Source organism: Vibrio sp. MED222 (assembly GCF_000153005.1).
In the GTDB taxonomy this organism is placed as follows: Bacteria; Pseudomonadota; Gammaproteobacteria; order Enterobacterales; family Vibrionaceae; genus Vibrio; species Vibrio tasmaniensis_A.
In genome coordinates this window covers 1,578,255-1,601,543 of record NZ_CH902606.1, presented here as the reverse complement: position 1 = coordinate 1,601,543, position 23,289 = coordinate 1,578,255, and the positions used below count along the sequence as shown (strand labels likewise).

Annotated in this window: 18 protein-coding genes, 1 tRNA gene and 2 rRNA genes; 14 read left to right on the top strand and 7 right to left on the bottom strand. The window is 45.2% G+C overall.

What is annotated here, in order from left to right; translation table 11 throughout:
* Positions 1–217: 217 nt before the first annotated feature.
* From MED222_RS14705 to MED222_RS14725, 5 genes are all read left to right on the top strand, one after another.
* Complete coding sequence (locus MED222_RS14705; protein WP_009846305.1) at positions 218–1,099, top strand: ABC transporter permease subunit; 882 nt, start codon at positions 218–220, stop codon at positions 1,097–1,099.
* 38 nt (positions 1,100–1,137) lie between these two features.
* Entirely contained in the window at positions 1,138–1,980 is an 843-nt protein-coding gene (ugpE, locus tag MED222_RS14710) for a sn-glycerol-3-phosphate ABC transporter permease UgpE (protein ID WP_009846304.1), read from the top strand.
* Complete coding sequence (locus MED222_RS14715) at positions 1,970–3,280, top strand: sn-glycerol-3-phosphate import ATP-binding protein UgpC (RefSeq protein ID WP_009846303.1); 1,311 nt, start codon at positions 1,970–1,972, stop codon at positions 3,278–3,280. Before ugpE ends, MED222_RS14715 begins: the two co-directional genes overlap by 11 nt.
* Positions 3,281–3,336: 56 nt before the next feature.
* On the top strand, positions 3,337–4,056 hold the full coding sequence (locus MED222_RS14720; protein WP_009846302.1) for a glycerophosphodiester phosphodiesterase family protein: 720 nt from the start codon (positions 3,337–3,339) through the stop codon (positions 4,054–4,056).
* A 181-nt stretch (positions 4,057–4,237) separates the two neighbouring features.
* Positions 4,238–4,975, top strand: coding sequence for a sulfite exporter TauE/SafE family protein (locus tag MED222_RS14725; RefSeq protein ID WP_009846301.1), 738 nt, complete (start codon positions 4,238–4,240; stop codon positions 4,973–4,975).
* A 104-nt stretch (positions 4,976–5,079) separates the two neighbouring features.
* Here MED222_RS14725 and MED222_RS14730 read toward each other — a convergent pair whose 3' ends face one another.
* The 3 genes from MED222_RS14730 to MED222_RS14740 form a co-directional block, all read right to left on the bottom strand.
* Positions 5,080–5,853 carry a L,D-transpeptidase family protein gene (locus tag MED222_RS14730; protein ID WP_009846300.1) on the bottom strand — a complete coding sequence of 258 codons (774 nt, stop codon included), beginning with the start codon at positions 5,851–5,853 and terminating at the stop codon, positions 5,080–5,082.
* Positions 5,854–5,855: 2 nt separating this feature from the next.
* Positions 5,856–6,338 carry a GNAT family N-acetyltransferase gene (locus MED222_RS14735; RefSeq protein ID WP_009846299.1) on the bottom strand — a complete coding sequence of 161 codons (483 nt, stop codon included), beginning with the start codon at positions 6,336–6,338 and terminating at the stop codon, positions 5,856–5,858.
* Between the two features lie 211 nt (positions 6,339–6,549).
* Positions 6,550–7,326, bottom strand: a complete 777-nt coding sequence (locus MED222_RS14740) for a glycosyltransferase family 25 protein (protein ID WP_009846298.1) — start codon at positions 7,324–7,326, stop codon at positions 6,550–6,552.
* Between the two features lie 604 nt (positions 7,327–7,930).
* Between MED222_RS14740 and MED222_RS14745 the strand changes: the two genes are divergently transcribed.
* The 3 genes from MED222_RS14745 (at position 7,931) to grxB (ending at position 10,217) form a co-directional block, all read left to right on the top strand.
* Positions 7,931–8,911, top strand: a complete 981-nt coding sequence (locus MED222_RS14745; RefSeq protein WP_009846297.1) for a Gfo/Idh/MocA family protein — start codon at positions 7,931–7,933, stop codon at positions 8,909–8,911.
* Between the two features lie 163 nt (positions 8,912–9,074).
* Positions 9,075–9,236, top strand: coding sequence for a hypothetical protein (locus MED222_RS22190; RefSeq protein WP_009846296.1), 162 nt, complete (start codon positions 9,075–9,077; stop codon positions 9,234–9,236).
* Positions 9,237–9,584: 348 nt separating this feature from the next.
* Positions 9,585–10,217, top strand: a complete 633-nt coding sequence (gene grxB, locus MED222_RS14750) for a glutaredoxin 2 (protein ID WP_009846295.1) — start codon at positions 9,585–9,587, stop codon at positions 10,215–10,217.
* Positions 10,218–10,341: 124 nt separating this feature from the next.
* Here grxB and ppsR read toward each other — a convergent pair whose 3' ends face one another.
* Entirely contained in the window at positions 10,342–11,175 is an 834-nt protein-coding gene (gene ppsR, locus MED222_RS14755; RefSeq protein WP_009846294.1) for a posphoenolpyruvate synthetase regulatory kinase/phosphorylase PpsR, read from the bottom strand.
* A 178-nt stretch (positions 11,176–11,353) separates the two neighbouring features.
* Here ppsR and ppsA point away from each other — a divergent pair, with 178 nt between their 5' ends.
* From ppsA to MED222_RS14785, 6 genes are all read left to right on the top strand, one after another.
* Positions 11,354–13,726 (top strand): phosphoenolpyruvate synthase, encoded by a 2,373-nt coding sequence (gene ppsA, locus MED222_RS14760; protein WP_009846293.1) that lies wholly within the window; start codon positions 11,354–11,356, stop codon positions 13,724–13,726.
* A gap of 202 nt (positions 13,727–13,928) precedes the next feature.
* Positions 13,929–15,266: an MATE family efflux transporter gene (locus tag MED222_RS14765; RefSeq protein ID WP_017096987.1), complete on the top strand. Its 1,338-nt coding sequence runs from the start codon at positions 13,929–13,931 to the stop codon at positions 15,264–15,266.
* A gap of 489 nt (positions 15,267–15,755) precedes the next feature.
* Entirely contained in the window at positions 15,756–16,421 is a 666-nt protein-coding gene (locus MED222_RS14770) for a helix-turn-helix transcriptional regulator (protein WP_009846291.1), read from the top strand.
* 23 nt (positions 16,422–16,444) lie between these two features.
* Complete coding sequence (locus MED222_RS14775; protein WP_009846290.1) at positions 16,445–16,828, top strand: RidA family protein; 384 nt, start codon at positions 16,445–16,447, stop codon at positions 16,826–16,828.
* A gap of 37 nt (positions 16,829–16,865) precedes the next feature.
* On the top strand, positions 16,866–18,272 hold the full coding sequence (locus MED222_RS14780; protein WP_009846289.1) for a cation:dicarboxylate symporter family transporter: 1,407 nt from the start codon (positions 16,866–16,868) through the stop codon (positions 18,270–18,272).
* Between the two features lie 77 nt (positions 18,273–18,349).
* On the top strand, positions 18,350–19,672 hold the full coding sequence (locus MED222_RS14785; protein ID WP_009846288.1) for a CoA-disulfide reductase: 1,323 nt from the start codon (positions 18,350–18,352) through the stop codon (positions 19,670–19,672).
* 198 nt (positions 19,673–19,870) lie between these two features.
* On the opposite strand, the gene MED222_RS14790 is transcribed toward MED222_RS14785, so the two are convergent.
* The 3 genes from MED222_RS14790 to MED222_RS14800 form a co-directional block, all read right to left on the bottom strand.
* A tRNA-Ser gene (locus MED222_RS14790) sits at positions 19,871–19,961 on the bottom strand.
* A gap of 84 nt (positions 19,962–20,045) precedes the next feature.
* Positions 20,046–20,161, bottom strand: a 5S ribosomal RNA gene (gene rrf / locus MED222_RS14795).
* 100 nt (positions 20,162–20,261) lie between these two features.
* A 23S ribosomal RNA gene (locus MED222_RS14800) occupies positions 20,262–23,155 on the bottom strand.
* Positions 23,156–23,289 lie beyond the last annotated feature (134 nt).

Here is a 23,289-nt window from a genome sequence, read left to right as displayed (position 1 = left end):
TCACAAGCTTAAGGCTTAGCGAATCAGAGCCGTTCATCACTCCTCACTACTTGTCACTGCGTCGCTAAAAAAACGCTATGGCAAGGCGTGAGGAGACTCTTCCCTAGCGCCATTTCTTGCTCCAACAACGATAACTCAACGGGATGCATGCCTGATACAGCGCTAGTGGTAACAGCCGCTCATAGTGGCCACTGTAATTATTTTTAGGGATTACCCTGTGGAACGACGTCAACAATTCTTTCACTCTCCGCTGCCTTACCTATTTTTGGCACCTCAGATACTCATCATTGCGGTTTTCTTTATCTACCCAGCAGCAAAGGCGGTTTACCTTTCATTTATGCTGGAAGACCCTTGGGGCACCTCATCTATATTCGTCTGGTTTGAGAATTACCAAATGCTATTCGAATCGAGCGAGTACCTGAACTCGATTGGCTTTACTTTGATGTTCGCAATTGTGGTCTCTTTCTTATCACTTGCCTTGGCTCTGCTGCTTGCCGTGAAAGCCGACAACATCATTCACGGACAAGGCGCTTACAAGGTCACTCTCACTTGGGTTTATGCGGTTGCCCCTGCGATTGCAGGTGTTATCGGTGCTTTCTTGTTTAACCCGCACATTGGCGTGTTCACAGAAATCTTTGCTGTTGTGGGTTGGGATTTTAGCTTCCAAACCGATCCCGTGGATGCCACGTTTGCTCTGATTTTGGTTTCCGTGTGGAAACAGGTTTCGGTGAATTTCATCTACTTCCTAGCGGGACTCCAATCGATCTCTTACGCCGTAAAAGAAGCGGCGATGCTGGATTGTGTCAGCGACTCAAAACGTTTCTGGACCATTACCTTCCCACTGCTCGCCCCGACTGGCTTCTTTCTACTGGTCATCAACCTCACCTACTCATTCTTTGAAACCTTTGGCGTGATAGACACCATGACCAATGGTGGCCCAGGTGGCGGTACAACTTCATTAGTGTACAAGGTGTATCGAGATGGTTTTGTTGGCGCAGATTTAGGCGGCAGTTCCGCCCAGTCTGTTGTGTTGTTACTACTGGTACTCACTCTCACATTTATCCAGTTTCGCGTTGTAGAAAAGCGCGTCCATTACTAGCCCCTCCCCGCTAGGATTTAACGCGACAGGAGTTATTTATGAAAAGTAATAAGGTCTCAGACCACCTAATTTTAATTGCAGGGATGCTGTTTATGTTGGTCCCTATCTGGCTAATCTTCGCTAGTTCTACGCATAACCCAAACACCATTGTCAGCGAAGGTCTGCAATGGCTACCGGGCGATAACTTTACGGCCATTTATAGCGAAGCTTGGAACAAAAGCATGGGCTTTAGTGGCGAAGTCACCGCCAGTAAAATGATCACCAACTCGATGATCATGGGGCTAGGTTTTGCGATCGGTAAGATCATCATTTCGATGATGGCCGCGTTTGCTTTGGTCTACTTTAGACTCCCTTACGCCACGGCGTGGTTTTGGCTGATCTTCGTGACGCTGCTACTGCCATTAGAGGTTCGTATTATCCCTTCCTATGAAGTTGTCGCTGGGCTTGGTCTTCTTAATAGCTATACAGGGTTGATTCTGCCTTTGATCGCATCAGCCACCGCGACCTTCTTTTTCAGGCAATTTTTCAAAACCATCCCCGATGAATTGTTAGAAGCAGCTCAACTAGATAATGCAGGCCCATTTCGATTCTTTGTCGATATCTTGCTGCCTCTTTCTAAAACCATGATCGCCGCTATTTTCATCATCATGTTTGTGGTGGGTTGGAACCAATACTTATGGCCGATCATGATGACTACCGATGAAGGTTACAACACCATCGTGATGGGCATCAAACAAGTACTCAATAATATCAATGAAACCAGTTTACCGCGCTATGACTATGCTTTCGCCATGGTGATTTTAGCCATGTTGCCACCCGTACTAGTGGTGGTTGTATTTCAGCGTTGGTTTGTAAAAGGGCTAGTAGAAAGTGAAAAATAATAACGACACAACTCAAATGAACAATAATCGCATTCAATCACTCGATGAGTACAAGACGTCTCACCAACCTTCTCACCAAGCTATCCACAAAAATACAGAGGACACCCCGATGCCAAAGCTAAAACAAACGTTAGCGCACAACCAAGCCACTCACGATCGTACGCGTAAAGCTCCCATCATGCTGGGTATCAAAAACTTGGTAAAGACGTATGAAAACGGCCATCAAGCCGTCAAAGGAGTCTCGCTTGATATCGATGAGGGTGAGTTCCTTGTTTTGGTGGGTCCTTCTGGTTGTGGCAAGTCTTCTATCCTACGTTCCATTGCGGGCTTGGAAAGCATTTCTGGTGGCGAGATTCACTTAAGTGGTCGCCGTGTTGATAACGAAAAGCCAGCTCAGCGTGATATCGCAATGGTCTTCCAAAATTATGCGCTCTACCCCCACATGTCGGTTTACAAAAACCTAGCTTATGGCTTAAAGAACCGAGGTGTTAGTCAGCACCTTATTGAAGAGAAAATTGAGAAAGTCGCCAAAACGCTGAAAATCGAAGAATACCTAGACCGCAAGCCAGCCAAGCTTTCGGGTGGTCAACGTCAACGTGTTGCTATGGGACGAGCGATCGTTCGCGATCCACAACTTTTTCTGTTTGACGAACCTTTGTCTAACCTAGATGCCTCACTGCGTGCTCACATGAGATTAGAGATCAAAAAACTGCAACGCGAACTTGGCGTGACCAGTGTTTACGTGACTCATGACCAAGTCGAAGCCATGACACTGGCTGATAGAATCGTGGTGCTCAACAAAGGCCAGATAGAGCAAGTCGGGACGCCACGAGAGGTCTACCACCAGCCAGCCAGTACTTTTGTGGCGAGCTTCATTGGCAGCCCTGCAATGAATTTTTTACCAGCAACACTCGATGACGGATACCTTGAGATTGGTGATCAGCAAATGTACTTACCCGAGTACGCCCACGTAAAAAATACAGCTATCACACTTGGTATTCGTCCAGAGCACTCTGAAATTGGTTCAGAATTGATGATGAATACCTTGCCTCTTGAACTGCGTATCAGTGTGGTTGAGCCTTTGGGTCCAAATCAATTGGTTCATGGTCTGGTGAACGAGCAGCCCTTCATTGCAGTAACACCCGAAACGACACTGTGCCAAGCCGTCCCCCTAGGGCTAAGAATCGATAAATCCAACCTGCATATTTTTGACAATCATGGCAAACGCATTCACCCAAATAATTTCACATCACAGGAGCCACACGAAGATACGACAAGCTTAACGACGGCTCTCGCTTAATCGAGTACACTGATATTTAATGCGTTTTTACGGTGCGTCTTTAAGAAGGATTAATTATGTCGTCTATCATCGTAGGTCATAGAGGTGTAGCAGGTACTCACCCAGAAAATACCAAAGCAAGCATTGAACAAGCGGCGAAGCTCGGCTTGAAATGGATTGAAGTTGATATTCAGCCCACTCAGGATGACCAACTGGTCGTTTGTCACGATCACACGCTTGAGCGCTGCAGCGATGGCAAGGGTCGAGTTGATGAACACACCCTTGCTGAACTGCGTCAGCTCGATTTTGGCAGTTGGAAGTCTGAGCAGTTCGTTGGAGAAAAAATACTGACGTTGAAAGAGTTGCTCGCGCTTGTTGAGCAGTATGATCTTAGCGTCAACCTAGAGGTCAAAGTCGATAGCCGACATCAAGCACCTCATGTCGTTGATTTGCTGCACACCGAGTTGATTCATTCAAATCTTGACACCGACAGAGTTTTGCTTTCAAGCTTCAGCCATCAAGTCGTTGCTGAAATGGCTCGTCATTTGCCTAGATACCGTGTCGGTGTGATCACAGAGCAACTGACTCAAGATGATCTTATGCTGATTGATGAGGTTAAAGCGTTCAGTTGTCACATGAACTACGAGCATCTGAAGCAGAGCGATCTTGATACACTTGGTGAAGCAAACATTCAAACATGGTGCTACACTGTCAATGATCCGTCTCGCTTCAAATTTCGCTCAAAAGTAGATGCTGTATTTACTGATTTTCCGAATCAGTTCAATCCTATAAATTGAGCTCGTAAATACCGAAAAAATAGCCCCGATAAACTTTAAATAAACTCCCGGGATGCCTTAAAATTAATTCTCGGGAAACCATAAAATTAAGTAGCAAACACAAGTGAGTAGGAGTACATTCCGCTACTCACTTGGTTTCATCGCTCGCTCTATTTAGACAGCTTCATTGGTTACTTAATTTATGGATCTCATTTTTAGTCCAACCTTCCCAATTTTGGGTGCTATCTTCATTTTTGCCGCTATTGTTCGTGGCTTCTCAGGTTTCGGTTTTACCTTAGTGGCACTGCCATTGAGTGCGTTATTCGTGCCTGTTATCGAACTGGTTCCCGTTTTCATGCTGATCGACCTGTTAGGCAATATCCAATTGCTGCCGAAGGTTAAACATCATGTGAATTGGCGCTGGGTTTCAAAGGTATTTGTCCCTTGTTTGGCCTTCACTCCGGTCGGCCTACTTCTGCTAAAATCCGTTAGCCAAGACACGATCATCTTGATCATCAGCGCCTTCATTTTTGCATCTGCACTTATGATCTACAAAGGGTTCCAGTACAAAAGAGAGCCTAGATTTGCTCCCTATATTCTAGGTAGCCTTGCTGGGGTAATGAACGGCGCAGCTTCAATGTCAGGGCCTCCGATTGGTACACACGCGTTGGCAAGCCCAGTTGCTCCGCATATAGCCAGAGCTGGCCTGATTGCGTTCTTTGTGTTGGCAGATTCCAGTGCGTTTGTATCGGCATCTATCGCAGGATTAGTCGACCGCGAGGTGGTCTGGCTTACTTTTGCACTGTTACCAAGCAGCATGTTTGGCGGTTATGTGGGTTCTAAATTATTCGAGAGATTTGGTGGAGCGAAATTTAAGCCAGTCACCATTGCGTTGCTGATCGTAATTGCGATATTCAGTGCAGGTCGAGTCATACTGTAACTGACTTTAGCGGTTAATTTCGGAAGTTGGTTTCACGAATTGACTGCGCTAATTGCCTGCGCGAATAGATTCCGAAAGTGACTAAGAAAATGGGGTACCAATGACTACCATTCGATATGGATAGGGGTACCCATTTTTACAAGTTGGAGAAACTCATCCATATCTTGATTGGTTAATGCGATACAGCCATCCGTCCAATCAAAGCTTTGAATAAAGCTCGGTGAACGGCGCTCACCATTTTTAATTCCGTGGATCTTGATGTTCCCTCCAGGGTCGACATCATTTTCTTCAGCCCACTGCATATCCGAAGGTTGCGGGTAGCTGATATGCACCGAGCGGTGAAAATCCGATTCTTCCATCACATAATCGAGCTGGTATTCCCCTTCAGGTGTTCGGTTGTCTCCTTCAAAACGTTTATGCCCTTTCGGTTGTTTCCCTAACGCAATACGAAACTCTTGAATAACCTCGTCACCCTTAAGTAGGTACATTCTACGTTTCGATTTATCAACTTTGACTAAGGTGACCACTTGCGACAGAGAGTCTGCCTCAGAAGAGGGACCGGTTAGAGTGTAAGACTGTTGAGAAGAGCTTTGAGGGGGACGTTTAGATGAACCTTGAGACAGCTGGGCAACTTGTTCGCCAGAGTTACTGCTAAGAACATCATCCACAATAATCACATGTTTGGAATTTGAGATCACTGAAGAGGTTGAGTTAGAGGAAGACGTTGAGACACGCTGAGAGTGAGCCGGTTTCGACTCGAATACAATGGTTTCGATTGCCGTCGCGTCAGAAATTATCTTTTCAACCACAACCTTTTCAGCTTGCACACTCGAAGCTACAAACAGTAAACACAGTAATAAAGGCAAAAATAGACGCACCTTTAGTTCTCCTCAAAGCGCATGGACATGGTTCGTGATTGAGTTTCCATGCCTAACGACTCATAGAAACCCTTAGCTTGCTGATTAAACTCCATCACTTCTAACCTAAGCTCAATAGCACCGCTCGCTTGCGCCCACTGATTAAACGACTTCATCAACGCTTTGCCGACGCCTTGGCTCTGAACCTGATCGTTTACCACAATCGTATTCACTCGCGCTATTTTGTGAGACTGAATGAAGCTTACCCCTTTATTCTGCGTTACCTTCCCCACCAAGAAACCAACAACCTGTTGAGCATCAACCGCAACTAAGAAAGTGCCAACCGGATCAAGCATCAATCCCAACCAATATTCTTCACTATCAGCCAAGCCATGAGAAGCGGGAGCAAATACTATAGGGGCACCAAGATGATGTTGACGATTTATTTGCATAGAGAGCTCTAAGATCGAGCTAATATCAGTTACCTTAGCGTTCCGGATTTGCATATCACTACCTTTTTAAATTCAATAACACCTTAGCAAAAATAGCTTAGCTGTGCACCGTCCTACTCTTTTAACAAAACTTTCGAGCTAGAGCTTGATACCACTAATTACATGACACGATAACGAAGAACAGCTCCCAATTGGGAGCTGTTCTTATATCTAAATCTCGGTTCGTTCTAAACGAATGACGTAAAATCAATCAGATAAGAAACGATTAAAAACCGTTAAACATTTTGGGTCTGCTTTTTTTGATTATTACGGTATAGGTCAAATTGAACAAACCATTCATAGCGACATCTCTAAACTTACTTAAGAATTTTAGAGTTTTAATACGGAGTGATTTTTTTGTTCTAGAAGACCGATTCCCAATGACTGAGCCACCTTCTCCCCCGGTTAATCCTGCAGGAGATATTCCGTAAGTTGGTTGCTTATGAAGCCATACATTTCTAATAAATACATCTACTGGGTAGAGGAATCGTTCACTTTTTTCTATAAAAATTTTCGCCACATGCGGTGTGATCATATAGGCAGTGGTGCATAGTGGTGTTTTAATATGTCGCACTAGACTTTGTTCGTCATCGAGATTTTCAACGACATAATTATACTCTCTCTTAGTCGAATAATTTTCCAATCTCATAAAACCACACTCTTCAATATGCTTACTGGCAAATTGAACCGTTTTTTCAAATACATCGACATCAACAACAACATCGTCTTCGAAGACAATAACTGGTTGATTTAACTGAATGCATCTTTCCCACGCTAAATAGTGACTACCATAACACCCGATCTCACCAGGAACAGCGATCCTTCCATTTAGTGCATAAAAGGCGGTTTCATCATAGAAATCCATCAAAGGATGAGGTTTAGAGGACATAGCATCAACAGCACTCAACTTTTCAATATCTAGAGACTTAATATTTAAAAGTTGCTTTTGGCTGGATAAAAATCGTTCAGATTTACGTTCTAGCGCAATAATAAGAGATTTCACAGTAAAAAAACACCTATTGCTAATAATTTAACCCATAAGAAATTAATATAAATATCAACAAAAGTAACCCCCCTATTTCTCATAATTAGAACCAATCTAAAACAAATGTTGTTCATTATTCCAATTATGTTCAATTTCGTGACTCTGTAACGTAAATTGCTCCCAATCGATAACATTTATTGTCTTAAAATGTTATCAATTACTAAACAAAGTGATATTAAAACACCATAGGTTAATTGCGCGATTGCATATAAATACAATTGCACAACAATTCAGCTTGTATAATATTTCTTAAGAATTGACGAGAGGATATAATCAATAGATCTTCATTCTTTGGGTATTGAGTCTTTTATATTAAACACTTCCAATAAACCACCAATTGAGAGAATACAATCGGTCACTGATACTAAACCTGCACCTCCCACCTCCGAACCAGCACAACAAAAGACTCTATTATGATGCTCTAGAAAGCTCAGGTATAGACGAGTTAATATTAATATCAGACTAAAGATCTTGGAGAATTGTTCCGCAAATCTCAGAAACAATGCTAGCCATTGAGTGCTACTATCTTCATAGAATTAATATACTAACTATTGGATACCTTATGATTAAGTTCGCTGTAATTGGAACCAATTGGATTACAAAGAAATTTGTTCAAGCTGCTCATGAATCACAATCGATGCAACTTGCTGCGGTTTATTCACGAAATCTGGCCAGCGCGGCACAGTTCGCCCAAGAATTTAACGTTGAAACGACGTATGACTCACTCGACGCATTGGCAAATGACAACACAGTTGAAGCCGTGTACATCGCTTCACCAAACTCACTGCACTGCGAGCAATCTATCTTGATGATGGAACACGGCAAGCATGTCATCTGTGAGAAGCCTGTCGCATCGAATATTGAAGAAGCAACACACATGTTTGAGGTCGCTCAGAAGAACGGGGTGGTGCTGTTTGAGGCGTATAAATCTCAGTATCTACCGAACTTTGAGCAAGTTCAACTCGGCTTAAAAAAGATAGGCAAAGTGCATAAAGCGCACATCAACTACTGTCAGTATTCATCGCGTTACCAGAAATACCTAAACGGCGAGAACCCAAACACCTTCAACCCAGCTTTCTCTAACGGTTCATTAGTCGATATTGGCTTCTACTGCGTAGCCGCGACTTCTGCTCTGTTTGGTGAACCTGAGAATGCGCTGGCTTCGGCAAAGCTACTTGACTCAGGTGTGGATGCGCATGGCTGTGCGATCTTCCAGTATCCAGAATTTGATGTAACCCTTGCGCACTCTAAAGTCAGCGACTCTTACGTACCAAGCGAGATCCAAGGCGAACAGGGAGCGATCATCATCGATCACATTGCAGAATGCACCGACGTTAAGATTCGCTATCGTGATGGCACGGTAGAAAACCTTACTCAAGCACAAAGCGAAAACTCCATGAGTTACGAGGTCCAAGCCTTTGCAAACTGCATTGCTGGTGACAAAAGCACCCAAGCTCAAGCCCAACTGCGTGCTTTAACCGTTGCCAAGTTAATTACAGATATGCGTCAGCAAGTTGGTGTCATTTATCCCGCCGACAAATAACACCCCAAGCATGTTAACCAACTGATTTTTAAGAAATGCCGATTTATGCATAACTAAATTTAATCTTTACGACAAATAACCGGATTAGTTGATTGGGATACCATCTGTTTAAATCCGCGTTCGATATCTGTCGTATTTATTTATTTTATTGAAGGTGTGTAAAGTGTTTTCAGTTGATGATCGCGTTGTTGCAACAAAAGGTGTTGAGCTAGGTGAAATGGTAGTAATTGGCCTAAGTGCTGGTGGTGGCTACGTTCATGTTACAACAGTAGAAGGCGCAATAATGACGCTTACTTACCCTGCAAAAGACCTTAAAAAAGCATAGTTTAACCGCTCCGCTCTTTTAGTAGTCACTCTGCTAAAGGTAACAAAATTGAGGCTTTGGCTGACTTCATTCTTCTACATTAGAGTGAGCAGCCAGAGCCTTTTTTGTGCCTGTAATTTACCCACCAGTTTCCCCTCTAATTTACTCATTACAATAACGTCCAATCCAACGGACAATAGAATTCAGTAAAGAGTATCTACACTAAATACTTATTGTCTGTTAGTGCATGCTGTTTATTAGTGCTAAGCGTTTACTGGAACTTGGCATTTATTGATGCTTAGTATTCGTAAGAGTTTCTGGTACATTAGCATTATCTTATACTTGTAATGACCATTAATGAGGGAAGCTATGAAGCTTTACATTTACGACCACTGCCCTTTCTGTGCAAGAGTTGCCTACATTGCTCAATCTCTTGGCTTGAATATCGAACTTGTTTCTGTGGATTATGATGATGCCCAAACCCTTATCGATCTGATCGGTAAAAAAATGGTGCCCGTCTTACAGAAAGACGATGGTTCTATCATGGCCGAAAGCCTAGACATCATTGCTTATTTCATGGATTTGAAATCAAATAATGAGCAACGTGAACCTTCAGAGCAGGCTACTCTTTTCCAAAGCCGAACTTTCCCTCTCACTCAACAGATCGGACGCCCACGTTGGTGGAACCTCGACTTGGCTGAATATCGTTCGGCTGGAGCAAAAAAAGCTTGGCGTGTTAGTAAAGAGACCGAAGGCTTTAATTTTGAAGAGCTCTTAGAAAAGACCCCACAATACGTTCAACTGATTAACCCATTGCTGAAAGATGCAGAGCTTCTATTGGAACTAGAGAATGGTGAATCATCGCTACCTTTGGTTGATCAAGCTCTTTATTTCTCAATGCTTCGCGGTTTCTGTGTCGAACCAAGTATCGAATGGCCACCAGCACTTGAACATTGGCTCGAAAAACAGAGCAAAACGCTTAGCATCATGCTGCTTCGCTAATTTGTTGAGTCGTTAATAGTTAATAGTTAATAGTTAATAGCTAACAACCAGCTAAAAGAAAAATCGAAGCTCCCCGAACCATTGTCCGTACGAGCTTCGATTTTTATGACTCAATTGTCTTTTTCTACAACAAGCGCCTTCTCAAACCTGTACGTTCCAAGATTCGTGTCGAAATCTCTTCAACAGACAGTGACGAGGTGTTGATGTATGGAATGGCTTCACGTCTGAACAACCCTTCAACCGTTTGTAGCTCATACAAACATTGTGAATCACTTGCGTACTCGCTACCTGCCAATCGATTCTCACGGATCTCGGTCAGCCTTTCCGCATCGATCGTCAAACCAAACAACTTATGGCGATATATCTCAAACTCCGGTAACAACCTTAAGCGAGCAATATCATCATGGATAAACGGATAGTTTGCGACGCGTAAACCAAACTGCATTGCCATGTACAAGCTCGTTGGCGTTTTACCGCTGCGAGAGACACCCAACAAGATAATGTCTGCCTCTTCCAAGCCTTTTAAAGTAATGCCGTCGTCGTGCGCTAACGTGTATTCGATAGCAGCAATACGGTCGAAGTATTTGTCCGAGTCTTTATTAACGCTACGAGAACGCTGCAGCTTCGGCTTAGGCGCCATTTTCGTATCATCTTGCACTTTCTGCACGATACTTTCTAACACGTCATAACAATGCGCAGGCGCATCTAACAGCTTGAGTTTTATCTCCGGAATCACAATCGAGAAAAAGACCAAAGGTTCATGGCCTGTTGCTCGATATGAAATCTCGATCTCTTTCAATAAATCAGAAAGTTTGTCTTCACTTTCGACAAACGGGAAGGTTTTTTCATTAGCTTCGAATGGGAATTGACCTAGAACAACATGCCCTAAAGTCTCACATGTTATGGCCGTTCCATCAGAAACATAGAATACATCACGACTTTGGATATCAATTTGCATTTTTTATTTAATGTTTAAAATTATTTTGAGTAGGATGGGAACCATAATATATATAACGAAACCCTGCTGACTATTACGTCCCCCACAGCTTTAGAAAATAATTTACATTTTTTTAAACTGATACGTAATCGTTTGCCTTTAAATCCCTACAATGCTTGCTATGTTTCTGGAGAAATAAATGCAAAATAACACCCTATGGTTCAATGGCCTTTCCATGGAAGATGTCGACAAAGTCGGCGGTAAGAATGCTTCACTTGGCGAGATGGTTTCTAACCTAGCCAACGCTGGCGTATCAGTACCTAATGGTTTTGCTACCACATCTTATGCGTTTAACAACTTTCTTGACTACAAAGGTCTTGATGAGCGCATTCACCAACTCCTTGATGAACTTGATGTTGAAGACGTTGACGCACTGCGTAAGACAGGTGCAACGATTCGACAATGGGTTCTAGACGCACCCTTCCCAGAATCACTAGAGCAAGATATCCGTGATAACTACCGTGAACTGATTGAAGGCAACGAAGAATTGTCTGTTGCGGTTCGCTCATCGGCAACAGCTGAAGACCTTCCAGATGCTTCTTTTGCTGGCCAACAAGAAACCTTCCTTAACGTGAAAGGTATCGATGCAGTTATCGAAGCAACGAAACACGTGTTCGCTTCTCTGTTTAACGATCGCGCTATCTCTTACCGAGTACACCAAGGCTTTGATCACCGTGGCATTTCATTGTCTGCGGGTATCCAGCGTATGGTTCGCTCAGACAAAGCTTCTTCAGGTGTGATGTTCACGCTTGATACTGAGTCAGGCTTCGACCAAGTGGTATTCATCACCTCTTCTTGGGGCCTAGGTGAAATGGTCGTACAAGGCGCGGTGAACCCAGATGAGTTCTACGTTCATAAGCCAATGCTAGAAGCGGGTCACTACCCAGTTGTTAAAAAGACGTTTGGTTCTAAGTTGATCAAGATGATCTACTCAACCAACCAAGAGATCGGCAAGCAAGTTGATATCATCGATACAGATACTAAAGAACGTAACGAGTTCTCATTGAACGATGAAGAGATCAAAGAACTTGCAAAACAAGCAATGATCATCGAGAAGCACTACCAACGTCCGATGGACATTGAGTGGGCAAAAGATGGCATCGACGGCAAGCTTTACATCGTTCAAGCGCGTCCTGAAACCGTATGTTCTCAGAGCGACCAAAACGTTATCGAGCGTTACGAGCTAAACAACAAGGCGGATGTCTTGGTTGAAGGCCGCGCTATCGGTCAGCGTATCGGTTCAGGCCCTGTTCGCTTGGTTGACTCTCTAGACCAAATGTCACTGGTTCAAGAAGGCGACGTACTGGTCACTGACATGACAGACCCGGACTGGGAGCCTGTGATGAAGAAAGCCTCTGCGATTGTCACTAACCGTGGCGGCCGTACTTGTCACGCAGCAATCATTGCTCGTGAGCTAGGCATTCCTGCCATAGTTGGTTGTGGTACCGCGACAAGCAGCCTGAATGATGGCGACACCGTAACAGTGTCATGTTCAGAAGGCGAAACAGGCTACGTTTACAACGGCGAACTCGACTTCGAGATCAAACGTTCTGAGGTTGATGAGCTACCAATGCTGCCAACCAAAGTAATGATGAACGTGGGTAACCCAGATCGTGCCTTCGACTTCGCCCAAATCCCGAACGAAGGTGTTGGCCTTGCTCGCCTTGAATTCATCATCAACAAGATGATTGGTATTCACCCTAAAGCTCTGTTGAACTTCGATGAGCAAACGGATGAGATCAAAGCAGAAATCAACCAGCGTATTCGTGGCTACAAAGATCCTATCGATTTCTACGTAAGCAAGCTAACAGAAGGCATTGCTACAATCGCTTCTGCATTCTGGCCTAAGCGTGTGATCGTACGTATGTCTGACTTCAAGTCGAACGAATACAGCAACCTAGTCGGTGGTAAAACGTTTGAACCGCATGAAGAGAACCCAATGCTGGGCTTCCGTGGCGCATCTCGTTACATCTCACCAGTATTCGAAGACTGTTTCGAGCTAGAGACTCAAGCAATCAAACGCGTTCGCAACGAAATGGGTCTTAAGAACGTTGAAATCATGATCCCATTCGTTCGTACTCCAAGCGAAGCAGCATCGGTTATCGACATTCTGGCTAAGTTCGATCTTCGTCGTGGCGACCAAGGTCTGAAGGTCATCATGATGTGTGAGCTACCATCGAATGCGATTTTGGCTGAGGAATTCTTGAAGTACTTCGATGGCTTCTCTATCGGTTCAAACGACATGACACAGCTGACACTTGGCCTAGACCGAGATTCAGGTGACGTTGCTCACTTATTCGATGAGCGTAACCCAGCGGTGAAAGCGATGCTGAAAATGGCAATCGATGCAGCAGCTAAAGCGGGTAAATACGTAGGAATTTGTGGCCAAGGCCCATCAGACCATGACGACCTAGCGGAGTGGTTAATGGAACAAGGCATCAGCTCTGTTTCACTAAACCCAGATACGGTTATCGACACGTGGTTGAAGCTTGGTAACGTTGCAAACAAGTAACGCTTAGAGTCAACAACTAGATATAGAGTCAACAAAGCCAGTCATCGCGACTGGCTTTTTTGTTCACCGAGAGCCAACAAAGATAACCTGCCTATCATAACAAGCATTGGTATCGCGCTGACCTTACGTTATCCTTTACACAATTCTTCATTGAGAGGTTTGTCATCACAACAAGCCTAACTTCAAGACCGATAAGAGTGTTATGAATTCTACTACCGCAACTCCCTCGCCTTCTCTTGGCCGACAACTCTATACAATGACATGGCCAATGCTATTTGGGGTACTTTCCCTAATGAGCTTCCAGCTTGTCGACAGTGCTTTTATTGGCCAACTGGGCGTACTGCCGCTCGCTGTTCAAGGTTTCACGCTTCCAATACAGATGATCATCATCGGTATTCAGGTCGGGTTAGGTATCGCGACAACCGCGGTAATCGCGAGAGCCATTGGCGCGAATGAAACGCGCTACGCTAAGCAGCTTGGTGGATTAGTGATTGCGATGGGCAGCGTGAGTGTCGCGTTTTTCTCCGTCATCATCTATCTGCTGCGAGGGCCAATTTTACAATTGTTGGATGCGCCACCGACGGTATTACCGATCATTGATTCTTATTGGATCTATTGGCTAGCCAGCTCTTGGACAGGTGCACTGCTCTACTTTTTCTACAGTGTGTGTCGTGCCAATGGTAATACCATGCTGCCCGGTTCAATGATGATCGCGACCAGTATCATCAACTTAATATTGGACCCGATTTTCATCTTTACGCTCGACATGGGCATCAATGGAGCCGCCATTGCGACCATCTTGGCGTTCGGTGCGGGTATATTTATCGTTGCACCAAAGGTCACCAAGAAGCATTGGATGACCTTCGACTGGCACGACCTCGACATCAGCAAGAGTGTTCGCTCCATTGGTAACATCATGGGGCCTGCGATGATCAGTCAGCTGCTGCCTCCTGTTTCATCCATGTTCGCCACTAAGCTGCTTGCTGGCTATGGCACAGCTGCCGTTGCAGCTTGGGCATTGGGTTCACGTTTTGAATTCTTCTCGATTGTCGCTGTGCTAGCACTAACGATGTCGATGCCTCCGATGATTGGCCGCATGTTGGGAGAGAACAATCTCGAAAACATACGTAAGCTCGTTAAGATTGCGGTGATGTTTGTATTGGGTTTCCAGTTGGTGATCGCACTAGTGACTTGGTTATTCTCTGGCGGACTAGCAAACCTAATGACCAGTGAAAGCGAAGTCTCGACGATTTTAAACTATCACCTACTGATCGTACCTATTAGCTTAGGGCCATTAGGAATCTGTATGCTGATGGTTTCCGTCTCTAACGCATTAGGCAAGTCCTATACCGCCTTGACGATTTCAGCGCTGCGCCTGTTCGCCTTCTTCTTACCTAGCTTGTGGGTTGGCTCTCAGCTTGCGGGTATTGAAGGCCTATTCTGGGGCGCAATGACAGGTAATGTGCTTGCCGGCACCTGTGCATGGTTTATGTATCAGCGCGCGCTAAAACAAGTCGAGCTTAAACTGCCAAGCGAATAATCAAACAGAACACTCCAAAATAAAGCAGCAACTTCAGCTGCTTTTTTAGGATCTAAATCCTAGCTTGCATCCTATTAAAAAGCTGTTTTTTGTGAATTTAACTCTCTAATACAACCTCATTTTCAATTAACCACCTATCTTTACTCACCACCACATTCGCAAGGTAAATGCTTGATTGCCATGCATTTACAATACCAATTAATTCAATTTTTTGCCTTTCCTTATAACTTGTCCTAGATCATCAAAGGGTTCAAAAATGCAACCTTTGGTTTTAAATATGTAAACCTTGATGCGGTTTAAGAAATTAAACCTCATTTGGCTACCTTTGGTGATCTTGTTCAAATTCCGCTCGTGATATAGGTCTAAAACTTACGATTTGTTGATGTTTTGAACGTTCACTTCAGGTTTACAGAAGTTTACCGCATCTTGTGGGAGTACCACCAAAGGAGTAGATTCCAGTCATTGAGTTCAAAAATGTAAACCGAAATCATGAATGTAAAACAAGTTCGATTCACCGATGAAGACAGAGAATGCTTAAGTAATTACTTCCGCTTAGCAGACACTATCGCCGATTTGATTGGTCCTTACTGCGAAGTGGTTATCCATTCATTTGAAAGCTTAGAAAACTCAGTCGTGAAGATCGTCAATGGTCATCATACGGGTCGTGAAATTGGGTCACCAATCACCGATTTAGGTTTACGCATGTGGAGCACATTCGAGAAAACTGGCGAAGTTTCTCCGAAAAGCTATTTCACCAACTCAGCAGATGGTTCCCTACTTAAATCGACCACCTGTGTACTGGCTGGTCCACAACAAAAGCCGATTGGTATGCTGTGTATCAACATGAACTTATCTTTCCCATTTCCAGAAATCGTCAAGACGCTGATGCCGCAGTGCAATGTGCCACAAACCATTGTCAGTGAGACCTTCAGTAACAATGCAAATGATGTGATTCAGCAAGCATTGAGTTCAGCCATTAACGAGGTTGACCAAGACGAGTCGGTTTCCTGCAAAGGTCGTAATAAAGCCATCATCCGTTGCTTATTTGATAACGGCGTATTTGAGCTAAAAGAGACGACTACACAAGTATCAGAGCAACTTGGGATCAGCCGACAGGCGGTTTACAAGTTTATCCGTGAATTTAAATCAGAATAAAACCAATAATTAGGAGTTACATCGTGAAACAGATCATTGCCACTGAACAAGCACCTGCAGCTATCGGCCCTTACTCACAAGGTACGTCTTACGGCGACATGGTTTATACATCAGGTCAATTACCTCTCGTTCCAGAAACCATGCAGTTTGTTGAGGGCGGCATCAAAGAGCAGGCTCGTCAGTCTCTGGAAAACTTAAAAGCTGTATTAGAAGCGAGTAATGCGGGACTGGACACAGTGCTTAAGACAACCTGCTTCCTATCAGACATGGAGAACTTCGTTGCCTTTAACGAAGTGTATACAGAGGTGTTTGGTACAGAGAACGCACCTGCTCGCTCTTGTGTTGAAGCAGCACGACTACCAAAAGACGCACTGGTTGAAATTGAAGCCATCGCATACAAAAAATAACCGACTTAGGTATTAATGGGTATCATAGGAGATTCTCATGAGCGTTTCATTTATTGGATTAAGCATACTGTTCTTTGGGTTCTACGCACTGCTGTCGAACTTCAAAAAGCAAAAGAAAAGTTTTAACTTCCGCGTACTGAGTGCGCTTGCTGCTGGCTTACTGTTCGGTGGCGCAATTCAACTTGTTTTCGGTGTCGGCAACGTTGCGACATCTGGCTTTGCTGAACTGATTTCGGTGTTCGGTAAAGGCTACATCAAACTTCTACAAATGATCGTTATCCCACTTGTGTTTGTGGCGATGATCTCTTCGATCATGAACGTTGAAGGCGGCGGTGCGCTATCTCGAATCGCACCAAAAATCATCGGTATTCTACTTTTCACTTGTGCTATCTCAGCGGCCGTTGGTATCGCAAGTATTTACCTATTTGGTATCGATGCGAACGCGCTAGTAAGCACAATCGGCACAAACAGTGCGATTGAAGCTCGCGGTGATTCACTGGTCGCAACACAAGATGCGATGGCGAGCAGCGGTCTGTCTGGTATGGCTCTGTCTATCATTCCAACCAACATCTTCGACATGCTAACGGGCTCTCAACGTACTTCTACGCTATCAACTGTACTGTTCGGTATGTTCCTTGGTTACTGCATCCTTCAAGTGAAAAACCGTAAGCCTGAGAAAGTGCAAAACTTCGTTGATTTCATCAACTCTGCAAAAGAAGTAGTGCTTTCAATGGTTCGTGAAATCCTGAAGCTAACGCCTTACGGTGTATTCGCTCTGATGACCACGTTCATGATGACAAACGACCTGTTCGCACTTGCAGAGATGGGCCGCTTCCTTCTAGCAAGCTACGTAGCAATTGGCGTTATGTTCGGCATCCACTTCGTGATGGTGTCAATGTTCGGCCTTTCTCCTGCCAAGTTCATGAAGAAAATCTGGCCAGTACTCGTGTTCGGTTTCGGGTCTCGTTCAAGCATGGCAGCTATCCCACTAAACGTTGAAACACAAACTCAGCGCCTAGGTGTAGACGAAGAAACAGCAAACATGTCAGCGACATTCGGTACTAGTATCGGTCAAAACGGTTGTGCCGGTATCTACCCAGCAATGCTAGCAATCATGGCGGCACAGGTCATGGGCATGCCTGTAGACTTGAGCTTTATCCTACAACTGATAGCTGTTATCGCGATTGCTTCATTCGGTATCGCAGGTGTTGGTGGCGGTGCAACGTTCGCAGCAGTAGCGGTACTCACCATCATGGGTCTAGACATCACAGTAGTCGCGATTTTAGTGTCTATTGAAGCACTAATTGACATGGCTCGTACAGCGCTGAACATCTCAGGCTCTATGTTGTCAGGCGTTCTTACAGCGAAGAAGAATGGCTCATTGGATACTGAACAATACGACGCTGACGTTACAGCGACAGTATCAAAAGAAGCAGCAGTATAATTCTCAAACTTAATTAAGAGCACTCCACGTGAGTGCTCTTCTGTTTTTCCTGAGTTCAGGTTATTTAGGTAGTAAATATGAAAGTTGTTGTTATAGGCGGTAGCGCCGCGGGTATGAGTTTCGCAGCAAAATACAAACGTAATCAACCATCAGACGAAGTCATCGTTTTAGATAAGCGTAGCTACATCTCTTTCGGAGCCTGTGGCTTACCTTACTTTGCAGGCGGCATGTTTGATGACACCGAGCGAATGATCTCCCGTACACCAGATCAAGCCATAAAATCAGGCTTAGATGTACGTGTAGAAACAGAAATGGTGTCATTCGACCGCACTGAAAAGCAAATTACGGTACGTCACCAAAATGAAGAAAGCGTCATCGATTACGATATGTTGGTCATTGCAACAGGTGCGCGACCAATCGTTCCACCATTAGGTGAATTCAATCCAGAACACGTATACACACTAACAAGCATGGAAGACGGCTTGGCGGTTAAAGAAGCGCTAAAGGATGTTAACAAGCAACGTGTGTGTGTTATTGGGGCTGGTTTTATCGGCCTGGAAGTATTCGATGCAGCGCACGGCTTAGACAAACACGTGACGATCATCGAACGTGAACAACACATCATGAGCCGTCAGTTCAGCCCAGAAATCATTGAAGTAGTCGAAGGTGCGATTCGTGAATCAGGTGCAGACCTTAAAACAGGGTGCAGCGTGTCTGCAATTCGCGATGCGGAACAAGGTGGTTACATAGTAGAAACCGATAATGGCAACGTAGAAGCCGATGTCGTGATCCTGTCACTCGGTTTCAAACCAAACACGGAAGCATTCGAACTGCCAAAAGCTGCAAACGGCGCTCTGTTGGTAAATGAATATGGTGCTACTGTAGATGCTTACATCCACGCAGTCGGTGACTGTGCCGTTGTCCATCATATGGCACTAGGCAAACCTGTTTATGTTGCTCTAGCAACCACAGCCAATAAGCAAGCGCGTATGATGGCAGACAAGCTAGCAGGTAAAGATACCTACATGTCGGGCTTCTTGGGGTCGTCTTGTTTGAAAGTACTCGATTACGAGCTGGCGTGTACTGGCGTAAATGAACTTCTAGCGAAAGAACATAACTTGGATGTGAAAGTATCGACCATTTCAGATAAGAACCAAACCGATTACTACCCTGGCCAGGAAGACATCAAGGTGAAGTTGGTTTATCACCCAGAAACTAAGGTCCTTTTAGGTGGTGAAATCGTAGGTAAGAAAGGAGCCGTTGGCCGCATCAATGCACTGGCCGTAGCGATCACAGCCAAGATGACTACTCAACAACTAGGCTACATGGATTTCTGTTATGCCCCACCTTTTTCACGTACTTGGGATGCTTTAAACGTGGCGGGTAACGTCGCTAAATAAGCGAGCTGATTGTACAAATTCCAAAGAGTATTCATTGAGACATCAAAGCAGAGCGATTACGCTCTGCTTTTTTAATGCCTTAACTCTACGAACCTTATAACTAGATAATATAACGACTTATCTAGTGTTTTTGAGCTCTCTTTTAGCAAATTCAAGATGTAAAAAAGCCCGCTGATTTCTCAGCGGGCTTTTCAATGGTGGTGGAGGGATAGGGATTTGAACCCTAGAACCGCTATTAACGGTTGCCGGTTTTCAAGACCGGTGCTTTCGACCACTCAGCCATCCCTCCAACAAATTGTCACTAAAATCAGTCTTACTTGTACGCTGCTTTTAGTTTTGCTTTCAGTTTTTTAAAACTGAAAACATAAAGAAAGCCTGGCGATGTCCTACTCTCACATGGGGAAGCCCCACACTACCATCGGCGCTATTGTGTTTCACTTCTGAGTTCGGCATGGAATCAGGTGGGTCCACAATGCTATGGTCGCCAAGCAAATTTTAAAATTCGGAAAGCTAATCTAAAAGTTATGTCTCTTCAAACGCATTCAAGGTCTGGTCTTTCTTTGAGTCCACAAAACCCCTTGGGTGTTGTATGGTTAAGCCTCACGGGCAATTAGTACAGGTTAGCTCAATGCCTCGCAGCACTTACACACCCTGCCTATCAACGTCGTAGTCTACGACAACCCTTTAGGACGCTTATAGCGTCAGGGAAAACTCATCTCAAGGCTCGCTTCCCGCTTAGATGCTTTCAGCGGTTATCGATTCCGAACTTAGCTACCGGGCAATGCCATTGGCATGACAACCCGAACACCAGAGGTTCGTCCACTCCGGTCCTCTCGTACTAGGAGCAGCCCCTTTCAATTTTCCAACGCCCACGGCAGATAGGGACCGAACTGTCTCACGACGTTCTAAACCCAGCTCGCGTACCACTTTAAATGGCGAACAGCCATACCCTTGGGACCGACTTCAGCCCCAGGATGTGATGAGCCGACATCGAGGTGCCAAACACCGCCGTCGATATGAACTCTTGGGCGGTATCAGCCTGTTATCCCCGGAGTACCTTTTATCCGTTGAGCGATGGCCCTTCCATTCAGAACCACCGGATCACTATGACCTGCTTTCGCACCTGCTCGAATTGTCATTCTCGCAGTCAAGCGGGCTTATGCCATTGCACTAACCACACGATGTCCAACCGTGTTTAGCCCACCTTCGTGCTCCTCCGTTACTCTTTGGGAGGAGACCGCCCCAGTCAAACTACCCACCAGGCACTGTCCGTAATCCCGATTCAGGGACCAACGTTAGAACATCAAAACTACAAGGGTGGTATTTCAAGGACGACTCCACCACATCTAGCGACGCGGTTTCATAGTCTCCCACCTATCCTACACATGTAGGTTCAATGTTCAGTGCCAAGCTGTAGTAAAGGTTCACGGGGTCTTTCCGTCTAGCCGCGGGTACACTGCATCTTCACAGCGATTTCAATTTCACTGAGTCTCGGGTGGAGACAGCGTGGCCATCATTACGCCATTCGTGCAGGTCGGAACTTACCCGACAAGGAATTTCGCTACCTTAGGACCGTTATAGTTACGGCCGCCGTTTACCGGGGCTTCGATCAAGAGCTTCGACCGAAGTCTAACCCCATCAATTAACCTTCCGGCACCGGGCAGGCGTCACACCGTATACGTCATCTTACGATTTTGCACAGTGCTGTGTTTTTAATAAACAGTTGCAGCCACCTGGTATCTGCGACTCTCGTCTGCTCCATCCGCAAGGGACTTCACTGATAAGAGCGTACCTTCTCCCGAAGTTACGGTACCATTTTGCCTAGTTCCTTCACCCGAGTTCTCTCAAGCGCCTTGGTATTCTCTACCCGACCACCTGTGTCGGTTTGGGGTACGATTCCTTACAATCTGAAGCTTAGAGGCTTTTCCTGGAAGCATGGCATCAATGACTTCACTACCGTAGTAGCTCGACATCGTATCTCAGCGTTAATGAAAGTCCGGATTTACCTAAACTTTCCGCCTACGTACTTGAACCTGGACAACCGTCGCCAGGCCCACCTAGCCTTCTCCGTCCCCCCATCGCAATTGTAAGAAGTACGGGAATATTAACCCGTTTCCCATCGACTACGCCTTTCGGCCTCGCCTTAGGAGTCGACTTACCCTGCCCCGATTAACGTTGGACAGGAACCCTTGGTCTTCCGGCGAGGGAGTTTTTCACTCCCTTTATCGTTACTCATGTCAGCATTCGCACTTCTGATACCTCCAGCAGCCCTTACAGACCACCTTCAACGGCTTACAGAACGCTCCCCTACCCCACATACCCTAAGGTACGTAGCCGCAGCTTCGGTGTATAGCTTAGCCCCGTTACATCTTCCGCGCAGGCCGACTCGACCAGTGAGCTATTACGCTTTCTTTAAATGATGGCTGCTTCTAAGCCAACATCCTGGCTGTCTGAGCCTTCCCACATCGTTTCCCACTTAGCTATACTTTGGGACCTTAGCTGGCGGTCTGGGTTGTTTCCCTCTCCACGACGGACGTTAGCACCCGCCGTGTGTCTCCCGGATAGTACTTACTGGTATTCGGAGTTTGCAAAGGGTTGGTAAGTCGGGATGACCCCCTAGCCTTAACAGTGCTCTACCCCCAGTAGTATTCGTCCGAGGCGCTACCTAAATAGCTTTCGGGGAGAACCAGCTATCTCCAGGTTTGATTGGCCTTTCACCCCTAGCCACAAGTCATCCGCTAATTTTTCAACATTAGTCGGTTCGGTCCTCCAGTTGATGTTACTCAACCTTCAACCTGCCCATGGCTAGATCACCTGGTTTCGGGTCTAATCCTAGCAACTGTACGCCCAGTTAAGACTCGGTTTCCCTACGGCTCCCCTAAACGGTTAACCTTGCTACTAAAATTAAGTCGCTGACCCATTATACAAAAGGTACGCAGTCACACCACGAAGGTGCTCCTACTGCTTGTACGTACACGGTTTCAGGTTCTATTTCACTCCCCTCACAGGGGTTCTTTTCGCCTTTCCCTCACGGTACTGGTTCACTATCGGTCAGTCAGTAGTATTTAGCCTTGGAGGATGGTCCCCCCATATTCAGACAGGATATCACGTGTCCCGCCCTACTCGTTTTCACTGATTATGATGTGTCGGTTACGGGGCTATCACCCTTTATTGCGAGACTTTCCAGACTCTTCACCTGCATCATTAAAAGCTTAAGGGCTAATCCAATTTCGCTCGCCGCTACTTTCGGAATCTCGGTTGATTTCTCTTCCTCGGGGTACTTAGATGTTTCAGTTCCCCCGGTTTGCCTCCTGTTGCTATGTATTCACAACAGGATACTTACTTATGTAAGTGGGTTTCCCCATTCAGGAATCCCAGACTCAAAAGGTTATTACTACCTAATCTGGGCTTATCGCAAGTTATTACGCCTTTCATCGCCTCTGACTGCCAAGGCATCCACCGTGTACGCTTAGTCACTTAACCATACAACCCGAAAGGGTCTCTGTTTTACTTTCGCTTTCCTTCTTATTTTCACTTTTAAAAAGTGAAGACAAACAGGAGCGAAAACAAACTAGTATGGCAACTAACCAAGGTTTTTGGTTGTCATCAAGAAGGGT

What these genes read in the sequence shown, in the direction of transcription:
- ugpE (WP_009846304.1), top strand. Translation starts at nt 1,138, where the DNA reads ATGAAAAGTAATAAGGTCTCAGACCACCTAATTTTAATTGCAGGGATG.
- MED222_RS14720 (WP_009846302.1), top strand. Translation starts at nt 3,337, where the DNA reads ATGTCGTCTATCATCGTAGGTCATAGAGGTGTAGCAGGTACTCACCCA.
- MED222_RS14725 (WP_009846301.1), top strand. Translation starts at nt 4,238, where the DNA reads ATGGATCTCATTTTTAGTCCAACCTTCCCAATTTTGGGTGCTATCTTC.
- MED222_RS14735 (WP_009846299.1), bottom strand. Translation starts at nt 6,338, where the DNA reads ATGCAAATCCGGAACGCTAAGGTAACTGATATTAGCTCGATCTTAGAG.
- MED222_RS14745 (WP_009846297.1), top strand. Translation starts at nt 7,931, where the DNA reads ATGATTAAGTTCGCTGTAATTGGAACCAATTGGATTACAAAGAAATTT.
- grxB (WP_009846295.1), top strand. Translation starts at nt 9,585, where the DNA reads ATGAAGCTTTACATTTACGACCACTGCCCTTTCTGTGCAAGAGTTGCC.
- ppsR (WP_009846294.1), bottom strand. Translation starts at nt 11,175, where the DNA reads ATGCAAATTGATATCCAAAGTCGTGATGTATTCTATGTTTCTGATGGA.
- ppsA (WP_009846293.1), top strand. Translation starts at nt 11,354, where the DNA reads ATGCAAAATAACACCCTATGGTTCAATGGCCTTTCCATGGAAGATGTC.
- MED222_RS14765 (WP_017096987.1), top strand. Translation starts at nt 13,929, where the DNA reads ATGAATTCTACTACCGCAACTCCCTCGCCTTCTCTTGGCCGACAACTC.
- MED222_RS14770 (WP_009846291.1), top strand. Translation starts at nt 15,756, where the DNA reads ATGAATGTAAAACAAGTTCGATTCACCGATGAAGACAGAGAATGCTTA.
- MED222_RS14780 (WP_009846289.1), top strand. Translation starts at nt 16,866, where the DNA reads ATGAGCGTTTCATTTATTGGATTAAGCATACTGTTCTTTGGGTTCTAC.
- MED222_RS14785 (WP_009846288.1), top strand. Translation starts at nt 18,350, where the DNA reads ATGAAAGTTGTTGTTATAGGCGGTAGCGCCGCGGGTATGAGTTTCGCA.